The sequence below is a fragment of the Streptococcus sp. oral taxon 061 genome (assembly GCF_013394695.1).
Taxonomy (GTDB): Bacteria; Bacillota; Bacilli; order Lactobacillales; family Streptococcaceae; genus Streptococcus.
The window spans coordinates 907,199-919,523 of the sequence record NZ_CP058258.1; the positions used below are offsets into that span (position 1 = coordinate 907,199).

Genomic DNA, 12,325 nt, shown 5'->3' on the forward strand with positions numbered 1-12,325 from the left:
CACTTCTATAAAAGCAAATCTTTTACTTTTCCAATTTCACTTTTTGGAATCACGAGATGAATCATATCACCTAGATACATCCTTGTGGATCCATTAACTGTTTTACTTTTACCGTTATGTACTTGGGTTGTGATGAGGACATTATGAGGTAAATTGAGTTCATGTACCTGCTTACCAGCTATCTTATCAGAAACCGGGATTTCTATCAGTGTAACTTCTCCATCATCAGTTGCTGATTCAGGTAGCATTTTTTCTAGCATGGCTTCGTAAACAGGTGCTCCTTTGAGCATATCCATGACAATATAGGCAACTAGGGTCACCATGCCTAAAGGCATGAGATTTCGGATGTCACCAACCATTTCAGTCACAAGTATCATAGCTGTCAAAGGTGCTTTTGAGATAGCCCCAAAATAACCGCTCATTCCAAGAATTACAAATATAGGAAATTGCTGTTGGGTAACAAGGCCAAGATTGACACAAATAACGCCTACTAGGGCACCAAGTAAGGATCCTAAAGCTAAAATCGGTAAGAAAATACCACCTGGCAGTCCACTTCCGTAACTGATCATGCTCCAGATAAAGCGAATGATAAAGTAAATTAAGAGAATTTGAAAACTATAATCTTGTTCTGTTAAGGATAAGACAACCTGATTGCCCCCACCAAGTATTTGTGGTAGAAATATTCCTACTGGAATGATTAGGATAAAAGCAAAAATTGGATGATAAGCTTTATTAATGTGAACCTTTTGGCCAATCCAATCATAGACTTTTCCGACATTCAGAACGGCTTTTTCATAAAGGAAACCTGAGAGTCCAAGAAAAATCCCCATAACAAGATAAATCCAATATTGACTCAAACTCATGAGAGGGATGTCATCCGGCATATCCAAAACAGGTGTTAAGCCAAAGATGAGAAGGGAAACGAAGTTTGCTACTAGACTAGCAGCCAAGGTAGAAACCCAGAAGAATCGTGAAAAATGGTGATACACTTCTTCTACTACAAATAATAACCCCGCAATCGGTGCATTAAAGGCTGCAGCAAGACCAGCCGCAGCTCCGCTAGCAATCAAAGAACGCTCCTCAACAGGGCTAGACTTGAGCCATTTGGCAATTCCTTTTCCTCCAGCGGCACCTAGCTGAATACTGGGACCTTCACGCCCTAACATGAGTCCACTAGCAATTGCTAAAATACCAAGAATATATTTCTTCCAGAGGACACTCCACCAGTTGAGAGACATGAGACCTTTTAACTCGGCTTCAACTTGAGGAATACCAGAACCTTTGATATCTTTTTCTGAACGTGTTAATTTGGCACTAAGTAAGCAAATGAGGATATAAAACAATAAAATAATCAATAGATTCCGTATCAGATTCACTTGGTCTTGATAAAATCCTTGAACGATATGAAAGCCTTTTTCGATCAAAAATCGAAATGATCCGACAATAATTCCTACGACTAATCCGACAATAATACCTCGCCCTACTTGAGCTAAGATCGTACTGGACGCGAAGGCAAATTCTTTCTTGGAACTAAGTATTTCCGATTGTTCCTCCATAATTCTCTCCTTTAATTATCTTTTACTAGTTTCTGAAACGATCGTTTTAATCGGTTCAAAACTGGTGCGATGAATAGGTGTGACACCGTGCTTTTCAATTCCTACGAGATGCTTAGCAGTTCCATAGCCAGCATTTTGAGCAAAATCATAGCCTGGAAATTCTTCGTCATAGTTAGCCATGATCTTATCTCTGGTAACTTTAGCTATAATCGATGCTGCTGCAATAGATAAGGAATTCGCATCTCCTTTGATGATGGATGTCTGAGAAATCGGCAAGTCCAACTTCATAGCATCAATCAAGAGGTGCTCTGGTTGAGGTTCAAGTTGAGAGATAGCTTCCTTCATGGCTAGTTTCGTCGCTTCGTAGATATTGACTTGATCAATGACTTGATTGTCCATAATTCCAATACCGATTGCTAGTGCATTGTCCTTAACGGCCTGAAAAATCTCTTCATGTTTTTTCTTGGGAATCTTTTTACTGTCATTCAAGCCTTTAATTTTACAATTTTGAGGTAAAATCACTGCAGCAGCCACCACTGGACCAGCTAGCGGACCACGTCCAACCTCATCTACACCTGCAATTAGAGATATCCCTTTACTATATAGATCTTTTTCATAGCGAAGCATGGCTTCTAAGCGAAGATTTTCATCAATTTCTGCTTGAAGGGCTTTTTTCCGCTTTTCAATTTCTTTTTGGACACCTGAACGAGAATCTTTTTCAAATTCCTTAAACAAAGGACTTTCAAGATCAGTTATCTTTGCTAATTCTTCTTTGATTTCTTTAATCGTTGCCATTAAGATCATCCAATGTATCTAAGGTATAGTTACCAAGTTTTCCATCACGAACTTCTTTGACAAAGAGGTTGTAAAAACGGTCGTAATCATCACGAAAACCAAGGATACGCGTCATATCCATAATAATTTCAGGAGCTTCATCGTCCAGATTCATTTGTTTGAAACGTTCTTGAAGCTTTTCAGGATAATGCGTTTTAAAGTAATTGAGACCGAAAATCGTTACCTCATCCATTGGAAGTAACTGATCCTTGATTGCTCCCGTAAGCGCAAGTTTGAGTGCTACGGTTTCATCTTCAAATTTTGGCCATAGAATCCCTGGAGTATCCAAGATTTCCAAATCTTTATTTGTTTTGAGCCATTGTTGGCCTTTTGTCACACCAGGTTTATTACCAACTACAGCAATTTTCTTACCTGCCAAACGGTTCATCAGCGTTGATTTACCAGCGTTTGGAATCCCGATAATCATGGTGCGTAAGGTTTCAATTTGAATCCCACGTTCCTTTTGACGAGCTATCTTATCTGCCATAAGTTTCTTGGCGGCATCCGTTACGACTTTTACAGTAATTTGTTCTTTAGAATTAATGGCCAGTGTTTGAATGCCTTGTGATTCAAAATGTTGACGCCATTCTTTTGTTAATACTGGATCTGCAAGGTCTGCCTTGTTCAAAATTAATAGTCTTGGCTTATCTCCGATGATTTTAGTCAGCATCGGATTTTGACTAGACAAGGGCAAACGTGCATCAACTAAAACCGTCACAAAATCAACAAATTTTAAATTTTCCTGAACTTGACGACGCGCCTTAGACATATGTCCAGGAAACCATTGAATAGTTGCCATTTTATTTCCTTTTCTTCATACAAACTTATTCTATAAAACAAAGATGATTACTGACTATTTTACCATATTTTGGCTATTTTTGCAGTTGAATGATATCTCAATAAAAGGGAAATCCCCCTTTACCAAGAGGAAAAGAGGGATAAAATTCTTATTGATGAACAGCTTGAGCTGCTGTGATTAGAGTTAGTTTATAAACATCGTCAGAGTTACATCCGCGAGAAAGGTCATTTACAGGTTTGTTAAGTCCTTGCAATACAGGTCCAACTGCAGCAAATCCGCCAAGACGCTCTGCCATCTTGTAACCAATGTTACCAGCTTCAATACCTGGGAAGATAAAGACATTAGCTTGTCCAGCTACATTACTTCCTGGTGCTTTAAGAGCTGCAGTTTCTGGAACGAAGGCAGCATCAAATTGCAATTCCCCATCAATTTCAAGGTCTGGACGAAGCTCATGAGCGATTTTTGTTGCTTCAACAACCTTATCAACACTTTCACCAAAACCTGAACCTTTAGTTGAATAGCTAAGCATAGCAATTTTAGGTTCGATACCAAACATCTTAGCTGTGATAGCTGAGTTAATCGCAATTTCAGCTAGAGCATCAGCATCTGGGTTGATGTTGATAGCACAGTCACCGAAAAGGTATCGTTCTGTTCCACGAACCATAAGGAAGGCACCTGATGTACGGCTAACATTTGGACGAGTCTTGATAATTTGAAGAGCTGGACGAACTGTTGAAGCTGTAGAGTGAATAGCACCTGAAACCATACCATCAACCAAGCCCATATAAACTAACATAACACCAAAATAGTTTACATCGTTGCTGAGCACTTCTCTCGCTTCTTCTTCAGTCATTTTTCCTTTACGACGTTCAACGAGTGAAGCGACCATATCTTCAAATTGTGGGTAATGTTCTGGATCGATGACTTCGTAACCTTCTGTAATTCCTTCGATTTCGAGATAGATTTTAATCTTGTCAGGGTTTCCTAGAAGAACTGGGATAACTTCTGTTTCTTTAACCAAACGCTTCGTTGCTTGTAGGATACGTGGTTCTTCACCTTCAGGTAGAACGATGCGAGCATTTTTACCAACTAGGTTGGCTTTCAAACTTTCAAAAACTTCCATGAGTTTTGACTCCTTTTAAGATAAATTATTATTTGATAACTGTGTAATAAGTGTTTCGAAATCATCCGGCAGCGGGCATTCTAGCACTAACTGTTCTTCTAAGAATGGATGATAGAACGATAAGTAATGACAATGAAGCGCTTGACGCTCTATGCCGTGGTCTAAACTTCCACCATAAAGGTCATCTCCGAGCAATGGAAATCCAATATGAGAGAAATGAACCCGAATCTGGTGAGTTCTCCCAGTATGGAGACGAATATCAACTAAGTGAATATTCCCATAAGATGCCACGATTTGATAGGACGTATGGGCATATTTCCCACCCTTTGCTACTCGTCGAGTGATGATAGAATCTTCATCTCGGGCTATCGGAGCGATGATTTCTTCCTGAGGTTCCAGATGACCATCTCCCTTGACTAGGGCGTAATACCGCTTTTCAATAGCCTTTCTTTGCAATTGCTTGTCTAACCTAGCATGCGCATAGCCGTGTTTAGCAAAAAGCATCAAACCTGATGTATCTCTATCAAGCCTCGTCACAATGTGGACCTGCTGATTCTCATAGTTTTGTTTTACATAATAACCTTTGATAAAGTTGGCAATGGTATTGGAATGATTGACACTAGGGATTGAAGCGACTCCAGAGGGTTTGTTAATAATCAAGAAATGATCATCTTCGAATAGAATATCTAGAGGATAATCAATTGCTTCAAGTGTCTCGAATCCTTCCTCTGGCGGAATATCAATGACGACCTCATCTCCGATATCTAAGAGATAGGTTGCATTCTGCGGATGCCCGTTGACTCGAATATCACCACCTCGAAACTTAATCTTGGCAAGTAACCCTTTTGAAACTTCATGTTTTTTCAGAAAGGTTTTGACCTTGACATGTTCGTCGGCAATAAACTGAAACCTCATTCGTCCACCTCGCCAATAAAGGCATCTTTAACACGATTCCAAAAACTGGTGTGGCTTGGTGTGGCTACAAAATGAATCTTGTGGTGATCAATCTGATACTCTATTTTCTCAATATTTCGGAAAGAATAGATACTATTATCGATTGAGATTGTGTGATAGTCATTTCGAGTTGGTATCAATTCAATCTTGTCTTTTTTAGGAACAATAATTGATGAACCAAGTGTTCGGTAGATTCGATTGTTCAAACTGGCGATTTCAGCTAATTGAAGGGCTTCTATGGTAGGATGCAGTACTGCTCCACCAAGTGATTTATTATAAGCTGTACTTCCAGTCGGCGTTGAAACTGTTAGGCCGTCACCACGGAAACGTTCGAAGGGAACATGGTTAATAATGACATCAGCAACCATAGTTCGATCCGCTCGACGAATGCTAGCTTCGTTTAGTGCTCGGAAAGACTTGACTTCACCGTTTTCAAGAAAGATTTTAACACTTAGGAGTGGATAAGAAACTTGAGCTCCATTATCCAACTGTAAATTTGTAACCAATTGGTCCAACTCAAAATCACGATAATCCGTATAAAAACCTAAATGTCCCGTATGAACCCCAACAAAACGAACCTTATCCAGTTGGTTTTCATACTTATGAAAAGCAGATAACAACATGCCATCACCACCAATAGAGACGACGATATCTGGATTTTTATCGTTCAGAATAAAATTATTCTTTTTTAATCGTTCTTTTAACTCGAATAGAACTTTCTGACTCTGAGGCTTACGGTTGGCAATTAGGTCAATTCGTTTACCTGTATTCTTCATCGGTATCGTCACTGTTTCCTACCCCGTCATTTAACTTTCTGTGCAAAGGATCAAAGAGCGCTTGTGCTTCCTGGATATCAGCACGTATTTTACTCATTTCTTCATCAAGCTGATGTGAAATTCTGGCTGTAATCTCAAGTCGTTCCTTGATTTCTTCTGGGAAATCTCCTTGATATTTATAATTGAGAGAATGCTCGATTGTAGCCCAAAAGTTCATAGCCAAGGTACGAATTTGAATCTCAACTAGAATAGTTTTCGCACCGTAAATCGTATCAACCGTATACTCAATAATCACATGGTAAGAACGATAACCCGATGCCTTTCGATGAGTAATATAATCTCGTTCTTGAACAACTCTCATATCCTGTCTTTTACGAAGGATAGAAACAACCTCGTTTACGTCGTCTACGAATTGAACCATGACACGTAAACCTGCAATGTCTTGCAAATCCTGTTCAAGTGTGTCATAGCCAATACCCCGGCGTGCCATTTTTTCTTTGATACTTTCAATCGGTTTAACCCGACCCGTGACAAACTCAATAGGAGAATGTTTATTTTGTTTTCGATATTGTTTTCGGATACCTCGGAGTTTAATTTTCAATTCTCCGACAGCTTGAATGTAAGGATCTAAAAATTCTTCCCATTCTGTAATCATATAACTCTTACGTCCAATTCTCTATGCAGTTTAATTTATCTAATTTTTGATTTTCTCATGAAAATCATATACAATAAATACAATGCTTATTATACCATAAATCGCTTTCAAATATAAAGAAAAGGTTGTAAAAATGAAACATTTAGAAATTGAAATGAAAACACTTCTCAGTGAAGAAGAATATGACCGTTTGCTAGCTCAGTTTTCAGAAGTCACTCCTATTACACAAAAAAATTACTACCTCGATACGCCTGATTTTTACCTTCGACAGCATAAAATCGCTATTCGCATTCGTACATTTGAAAATAGTGCCGAATTGACCATAAAAATCCCACAAACAGTTGGAAATATGGAATACAATCAAGCTCTCACTCTAGAAGAGGCAAAGAAATGTTTAGAAGAATGTAAACTTCCTCAGGGAATGATTTTAGAAGAACTTTCAAATCGTGGTGTTTCACCAAGTGGCTGGGTTGTCTTAGGTTGTTTAACTACTGTTCGTTATGAGAAAGAGACGTCTATCGGACTGATGGCACTTGATCAAAGTAGCTACTTCGATGTTGTTGATTATGAACTAGAGTTGGAAGTCGAAAATGGAGACCAGGGAAGTCTTGATTTTCAGGAGTTTTTACAGGCAAATGATATCGAATATAAGAAAGCACCTTCAAAATTAGTTCGATTTATAGAAAATATGAAAAATAACTGAAATAATCAACTTTTTTTGATAAAATATAAGAGATAAAAAATAATAGAATCTGTAATGGACTACAGTTGTTAATAAAATGTTTCCTTTTACTGATTCACATAGTTTATAGAGGACGGTTTATCAATGTCAGATACAAAGAATATGAAGCTTTTTTCACTTTCATCAAATCATGAAATTGCTCAAAAAATTGCGGATGCTGCAGGTGTTCCGCTTGGAAAATTATCATCACGTCAATTTTCAGATGGTGAAATCCAAGTTAACATCGAAGAAAGTGTTCGTGGCTATGATGTTTATATCATCCAGTCTACTTCTTATCCTGTTAGCAATCATTTGATGGAACTTTTAATCACTGTTGATGCCTGTGTTCGTGCTAGTGCAAATACAATCAATGTTGTCATGCCTTATTTCGGTTATGCTCGTCAAGACCGTATCGCTTCATCTCGCGAACCTCTTACGGCTAAACTTGTTGCAAATATGTTGGTTAAAGCTGGAGTTAGTCGTGTATTGACACTTGATCTTCACGCTGTTCAGGTTCAAGGTTTCTTTGATATTCCTGTTGACAACCTCTACACAATTCCTCTTTTTGCAAAACATTATTGTGATAAAGGTTTGACAGGTTCGGATGTGGTTGTTGTTAGCCCTAAAAATTCAGGTGTAAAACGTGCTCGTAGCCTAGCTGAGTACCTTGATGCACCGATTGCTATCATCGACTATGCTCAAGATGATTCTGAACGTAGCCAAGGATACATTATTGGTGAAGTTGAAGGTAAGAAAGCAATCTTGATTGATGATATTCTAAATACAGGTCGTACTTTCTCTGAAGCTGCTAAAATCCTAGAACGCGATGGAGCGACTGAAATCTATGCAGTTTCAAGTCATGGACTTTTCGTTGACGGCGCTGCAGAATTGCTTGATGCAGCTAATATCAAAGAAATCTTGGTTACAGATTCTGTTGTAACAGAAAGTAAAAAACCTAAAAACGTACAATACATTACTGCAAGCGAATTAATTGGTGATGCCATGGTTCGTATTCATGAAAGAAAACCAGTTAGTCCACTATTTAAGTTTAAATAGAAATTAGGTGAGTTTTTGATATATTTAGATAATGCTGCTACGACTCCAATGTCACCTGCAGCTATCTCAGCGATGACTCAAGTCATGCAAGAAACATATGGGAACCCTTCTAGTATTCATAGTCATGGACGCCAAGCAGGTAAATTATTACGAGAAGCGCGTCAAGAGTTAGCGAGTTTACTAGGAACAAAGCCACAGCATGTTTTCTTCACCTCTGGTGGTACAGAAAGTAATAATACTGCAATTATCGGCTACTGCCTTCGCCACCAATGGCGTGGGAAACACATCATTACTACTGCTATTGAGCATCACGCAGTTCTTGAACCAATTGAATATTTGGTTGAAAATTTCGGGTTTGAAGTAACTGTTTTGAAACCTGTAAATCAAGAAATCACAGCAGACCAAGTCAAAAATGCTCTTCGTGAAGATACCATTCTAGTTTCAACTATGTTTGCAAACAATGAAACAGGAACTCTATTACCGATTGCTGAAATTGGTGAGGTTTTAAAAAATCATCCAGCTTCTTATCATGTTGATGCAGTTCAGGCGGTTGGTAAAGTAGAGATTCTTCCCGAAGAATTGGGAATTGATTTTCTTAGCGCTTCTGCACATAAATTCTATGGTCCCAAAGGCGTAGGTTTCCTATACGCTTCTTCTACAGATTTTGATTCTTATCTACACGGTGGAGATCAAGAACAGAAAAAAAGAGCAGGAACAGAAAATCTTCCTGCAATTATAGGGATGGTCGCGGCACTTAAGGATGATCTTGAACATTTAGAAAGTAATTTTGAAAAAGTTCAAAAGTTACAAGAAACATTTCTAACTGAAATGGATGGATTAAACTACTATCTAAACCAAAGTAAAGAGCAACTTCCCTATGTCCTCAACATTGGTTTCCCAGGACAACGAAATGATCTGCTACTACTTCGCCTGGATCTAGAAGGCATTTCTATTTCAACAGGTTCAGCATGTACCGCTGGTATTGTTCAGGTTAGTCATGTTCTTCAGGCTTTTTATGGAGAAGACTCGCCTCGCTTACACGAGTCTGTTCGCGTCAGCATTTCACCTCAAAATACAGAACAAGAAATGATAACTCTTGCTAAAACTCTTAAAAATATCATCGGAGGATAACTCAATGGCATTCGAACAAACGATTAAACTAAAAAATTGTCGTTACGATTATACACTTAGCCCAACTGTAAAGAAATTTACGCTTAAAGATAATACGTTTTTTGAAACTAAAGTTGGTAACTATGAATTAACACGTCTTCTTGAAAAAGTTCCAAATAGTGGAGAAGGATTCCAACTTAAGATTATTATCAACAAAGACTTAACAGGTGCAAAAATCAACATCACTGATAAATTTGGTCTACGTTTAGTTGATATCTTCAAATCAGAAGAAACTCATATCCACCAAGAGAAATTCTACTTCTTGATGGATAGTCTTGTTGAGCGTGGCGTATTTACAAAAAGTGAAAGATAAAAGGTCGTTATGTTTCGATTAACTTACAAGGACTCCTATCAAGTAGAGCGTGTGCAAGAATATGAAGACTATGAAGCTCTTATGCTCTCTCTATCGGGTTGTGTAACCCTTCCTGATACTACTCTTATTACTTCATTAACATGATGGGGTTGAAATCTATCAGGGGCTTCTAGGTAATCTCTACCGCTTTTTATGGACTTACCACGAAACTAAGATAAACTAAGATTTTTTCTTAGTTTTTTTTCGTTATTGTTGCAATTTTCACAAACTTTCTATAAAATAGTAAATAGAAAGGTTGTGATTTTGTGAAAGAAAAACAGTCTGCTATTCCTAAAGCAACAGCAAAGAGACTTTCTCTCTATTACCGTATTTTTAAAAGATTTAATGCCGAAAAAATTGAAAGAGCTAATTCCAAACAAATTGCAGAAGCGATTGGAATTGATTCTGCCACTGTTCGTCGTGACTTCTCTTACTTTGGCGAACTTGGACGTCGTGGATTTGGCTATGATGTCAAAAAGCTCATGAACTTTTTCGCTGATCTTTTAAATGATAATTCTATTACCAATGTTATGCTGGTAGGTATCGGAAATATGGGGCATGCCCTCCTACACTACCGCTTTCATGAGCGTAACAAGATGAAAATCATCATGGCTTTTGACCTAGATGATCATCCTGAGGTTGGTACCCAAACTCCTGATGGTGTTCCAATCTATGGAATCTCTCAAATAAAGGACAAAATTAAGGATAGTGATGTTAAAACTGCTATTCTTACTGTTCCTAGTATTAAATCTCAAGAAGTTGCAGAACTATTAGTCGACGCCGGTATCAAAGGTATTCTTAGTTTTTCTCCTGTTCACCTACATCTTCCTAAAGACGTAGTTGTTCAGTATGTCGATCTTACAAGCGAACTTCAAACCCTCCTCTATTTCATGCGTAAAGAGGATTAGAAAGTGTAAATATTTATGAATAAACCAGTTATTGGGATTACAGGAAATGAAACCCCGCATCCAGATGATGATCTTATGATGAGTTATGCTGCCAAAGGCTTTGTTGAAGGAGTTAAGGAAGCTGGAGGTATCCCCATTATCCTACCAATTGGTGATGAAGAAATGGCCGGTTACTACATTAGTTTAATTGATAAACTTATTCTAACTGGTGGACAAAACGTAGACCCTAAATACTATGGTGAGCCAAAAGTTATTGATAGTGACGATTACCACCTTCAACGTGATATTTTTGAGTTAGCACTCATTAAAGAAGCAATCAAGCAAAATAAGCCAATTTTTTCTGTCTGTCGTGGTACTCAACTTTTTAACGTAGCCATGGGCGGGTCTCTTTATCAAGATATTGAAGATCATTGGCAAGATACTTCCGCTGAATACACCACTCAGCGGCTTGTTACCGAACCAGATACTATTCTTCGAGAAATTTATGGAGAAATCTCTCATATAAATTCTTTCCACCATCAGAGCATCAAAGATTTAGCTCCTAATCTTCAGGTTGTAGCACATGATCCTAAAGATGGTATTATCGAGGCTGTAACAAGTACAGATGGTTTCCCTTATCTCGGTGTTCAATGGCATCCAGAATTTCTCTTTGAAAATCGCCCCAAAGATAAAACGCTTTTTGACTATGTTGTCAATGAATTGTAAAACCTGTATATGATGCAGGTTTTTTTATATCATATCCGTCTTCTCACGGTAACTAAAATAATCTGAATGCGAGACAATTAGATGGTCCAATAAGACCAATCCCATTATCTCGCAGGCTTCTTTAACAAGCTTGGTAACATGGTCGTCATTGGGGCTAGGAACTACTGGACCTGATGGATGATTGTGAACCAGAATCACAGATGTTGCCATGTGCTTTAGGGCATAGTGGAGAATTTCTCTCGGTTCAGCAATGCTTCTTGTGGCAGACCCTATAAAAATAGTCTGCTGGTGAATGATTTGATTTTGTGTATTCAGATAAAGCGCCACTAGGTGCTCTTGTTTTTTATCTCCAAGCTCAGCTTGCATCTTTTTAGCTAATTTACGACTGCTAAGAATGCTCTCCATTTCCACTGTTTCCCTTTTATGGATACGGCAGCCTAATTCGATAACAGCTTGTAATTCGATAGCCTTAACACGTCCGATACCCGATAGAGTCTGCAATTCCTGTAGGCTCATTCTTTTTAGGTCGGTTAAACATGTTAGCTGATTTAAGACCTTCTGTGCTATTTCAAAAACATTGGCCTGTTTCGTTCCTGTCCTTAGTAATATTGCCAGTAATTCTTGATTGCTGAGTGCTTCTACTCCCTCTCTTACTAATCTTTCTCTTGGTAAGAGCGAATCTTCTTGAAATGAAATACTATACATAAAAAATCCTC

Annotated in this window: 14 protein-coding genes and 1 pseudogene; 7 read left to right on the plus strand and 8 right to left on the minus strand. The window is 38.2% G+C overall.

The genetic code is table 11. The features are described from left to right. Positions 1 to 5: 5 nt before the first annotated feature. The 7 genes from HW271_RS04440 to HW271_RS04470 form a co-directional block, all read right to left on the minus strand. On the minus strand, positions 6 to 1,556 hold the full coding sequence (locus tag HW271_RS04440) for a ClC family H(+)/Cl(-) exchange transporter (RefSeq protein ID WP_178895012.1): 1,551 nt from the start codon (positions 1,554 to 1,556) through the stop codon (positions 6 to 8). A gap of 15 nt (positions 1,557 to 1,571) precedes the next feature. Beyond that, a complete protein-coding gene (locus HW271_RS04445) occupies positions 1,572 to 2,351 on the minus strand; it encodes a ribonuclease HII (RefSeq protein ID WP_178895013.1) in 780 nt (259 codons plus the stop codon). Continuing rightward, a complete protein-coding gene (ylqF, locus tag HW271_RS04450) occupies positions 2,338 to 3,189 on the minus strand; it encodes a ribosome biogenesis GTPase YlqF (protein ID WP_036754008.1) in 852 nt (283 codons plus the stop codon). Before ylqF ends, HW271_RS04445 begins: the two co-directional genes overlap by 14 nt. 148 nt (positions 3,190 to 3,337) lie before the next feature. Further along, the gene (gene pta, locus HW271_RS04455) at positions 3,338 to 4,312 is read right to left on the minus strand and encodes a phosphate acetyltransferase (RefSeq protein WP_178895014.1); all 975 of its coding nucleotides are present in this window, start codon (positions 4,310 to 4,312) and stop codon (positions 3,338 to 3,340) included. A gap of 15 nt (positions 4,313 to 4,327) precedes the next feature. After that, entirely contained in the window at positions 4,328 to 5,227 is a 900-nt protein-coding gene (locus HW271_RS04460; RefSeq protein ID WP_178895015.1) for an RluA family pseudouridine synthase, read from the minus strand. Then, the gene (locus HW271_RS04465) at positions 5,224 to 6,042 is read right to left on the minus strand and encodes an NAD kinase (RefSeq protein WP_004252947.1); all 819 of its coding nucleotides are present in this window, start codon (positions 6,040 to 6,042) and stop codon (positions 5,224 to 5,226) included. The genes HW271_RS04460 and HW271_RS04465 overlap by 4 nt, the downstream gene beginning before the upstream one ends. Continuing rightward, positions 6,026 to 6,697, minus strand: a complete 672-nt coding sequence (locus HW271_RS04470) for a GTP pyrophosphokinase family protein (RefSeq protein WP_178895016.1) — start codon at positions 6,695 to 6,697, stop codon at positions 6,026 to 6,028. The genes HW271_RS04465 and HW271_RS04470 overlap by 17 nt, the downstream gene beginning before the upstream one ends. A gap of 133 nt (positions 6,698 to 6,830) precedes the next feature. Here HW271_RS04470 and HW271_RS04475 point away from each other — a divergent pair, with 133 nt between their 5' ends. The 7 genes and pseudogenes from HW271_RS04475 to HW271_RS04505 all read left to right on the plus strand — a co-directional run bounded on the left by HW271_RS04475 (position 6,831) and on the right by HW271_RS04505 (position 11,609). Then, complete coding sequence (locus tag HW271_RS04475; RefSeq protein WP_178895017.1) at positions 6,831 to 7,400, plus strand: CYTH domain-containing protein; 570 nt, start codon at positions 6,831 to 6,833, stop codon at positions 7,398 to 7,400. A gap of 123 nt (positions 7,401 to 7,523) precedes the next feature. Next, positions 7,524 to 8,474: a ribose-phosphate diphosphokinase gene (locus HW271_RS04480; protein ID WP_016465844.1), complete on the plus strand. Its 951-nt coding sequence runs from the start codon at positions 7,524 to 7,526 to the stop codon at positions 8,472 to 8,474. Between the two features lie 15 nt (positions 8,475 to 8,489). Continuing rightward, positions 8,490 to 9,605 carry a cysteine desulfurase family protein gene (locus HW271_RS04485; RefSeq protein ID WP_178895018.1) on the plus strand — a complete coding sequence of 372 codons (1,116 nt, stop codon included), beginning with the start codon at positions 8,490 to 8,492 and terminating at the stop codon, positions 9,603 to 9,605. A gap of 4 nt (positions 9,606 to 9,609) precedes the next feature. Beyond that, positions 9,610 to 9,957 carry a DUF1831 domain-containing protein gene (locus HW271_RS04490; RefSeq protein WP_016465846.1) on the plus strand — a complete coding sequence of 116 codons (348 nt, stop codon included), beginning with the start codon at positions 9,610 to 9,612 and terminating at the stop codon, positions 9,955 to 9,957. A gap of 9 nt (positions 9,958 to 9,966) precedes the next feature. Continuing rightward, positions 9,967 to 10,180 (plus strand): annotated as a pseudogene (locus HW271_RS04495) (DUF4649 family protein). A gap of 82 nt (positions 10,181 to 10,262) precedes the next feature. Continuing rightward, positions 10,263 to 10,904: a redox-sensing transcriptional repressor Rex gene (locus HW271_RS04500; RefSeq protein ID WP_178895019.1), complete on the plus strand. Its 642-nt coding sequence runs from the start codon at positions 10,263 to 10,265 to the stop codon at positions 10,902 to 10,904. A 15-nt stretch (positions 10,905 to 10,919) separates the two neighbouring features. Then, on the plus strand, positions 10,920 to 11,609 hold the full coding sequence (locus HW271_RS04505; protein ID WP_178895020.1) for a gamma-glutamyl-gamma-aminobutyrate hydrolase family protein: 690 nt from the start codon (positions 10,920 to 10,922) through the stop codon (positions 11,607 to 11,609). A 24-nt stretch (positions 11,610 to 11,633) separates the two neighbouring features. Here the strand turns inward: HW271_RS04505 and radC are convergent, their stop codons facing one another. Continuing rightward, positions 11,634 to 12,314, minus strand: a complete 681-nt coding sequence (gene radC, locus HW271_RS04510) for a DNA repair protein RadC (RefSeq protein ID WP_178895021.1) — start codon at positions 12,312 to 12,314, stop codon at positions 11,634 to 11,636. Between the last annotated feature and the right edge of the window lie 11 nt (positions 12,315 to 12,325).

What these genes read in the sequence shown, in the direction of transcription:
- HW271_RS04460 (WP_178895015.1), bottom strand. Translation starts at nt 5,227, where the DNA reads ATGAGGTTTCAGTTTATTGCCGACGAACATGTCAAGGTCAAAACCTTT.
- HW271_RS04490 (WP_016465846.1), top strand. Translation starts at nt 9,610, where the DNA reads ATGGCATTCGAACAAACGATTAAACTAAAAAATTGTCGTTACGATTAT.
- HW271_RS04470 (WP_178895016.1), bottom strand. Translation starts at nt 6,697, where the DNA reads ATGATTACAGAATGGGAAGAATTTTTAGATCCTTACATTCAAGCTGTC.
- HW271_RS04465 (WP_004252947.1), bottom strand. Translation starts at nt 6,042, where the DNA reads ATGAAGAATACAGGTAAACGAATTGACCTAATTGCCAACCGTAAGCCT.
- ylqF (WP_036754008.1), bottom strand. Translation starts at nt 3,189, where the DNA reads ATGGCAACTATTCAATGGTTTCCTGGACATATGTCTAAGGCGCGTCGT.
- HW271_RS04440 (WP_178895012.1), bottom strand. Translation starts at nt 1,556, where the DNA reads ATGGAGGAACAATCGGAAATACTTAGTTCCAAGAAAGAATTTGCCTTC.
- HW271_RS04445 (WP_178895013.1), bottom strand. Translation starts at nt 2,351, where the DNA reads ATGGCAACGATTAAAGAAATCAAAGAAGAATTAGCAAAGATAACTGAT.
- HW271_RS04505 (WP_178895020.1), top strand. Translation starts at nt 10,920, where the DNA reads ATGAATAAACCAGTTATTGGGATTACAGGAAATGAAACCCCGCATCCA.
- HW271_RS04475 (WP_178895017.1), top strand. Translation starts at nt 6,831, where the DNA reads ATGAAACATTTAGAAATTGAAATGAAAACACTTCTCAGTGAAGAAGAA.
- radC (WP_178895021.1), bottom strand. Translation starts at nt 12,314, where the DNA reads ATGTATAGTATTTCATTTCAAGAAGATTCGCTCTTACCAAGAGAAAGA.
- HW271_RS04480 (WP_016465844.1), top strand. Translation starts at nt 7,524, where the DNA reads ATGTCAGATACAAAGAATATGAAGCTTTTTTCACTTTCATCAAATCAT.
- pta (WP_178895014.1), bottom strand. Translation starts at nt 4,312, where the DNA reads ATGGAAGTTTTTGAAAGTTTGAAAGCCAACCTAGTTGGTAAAAATGCT.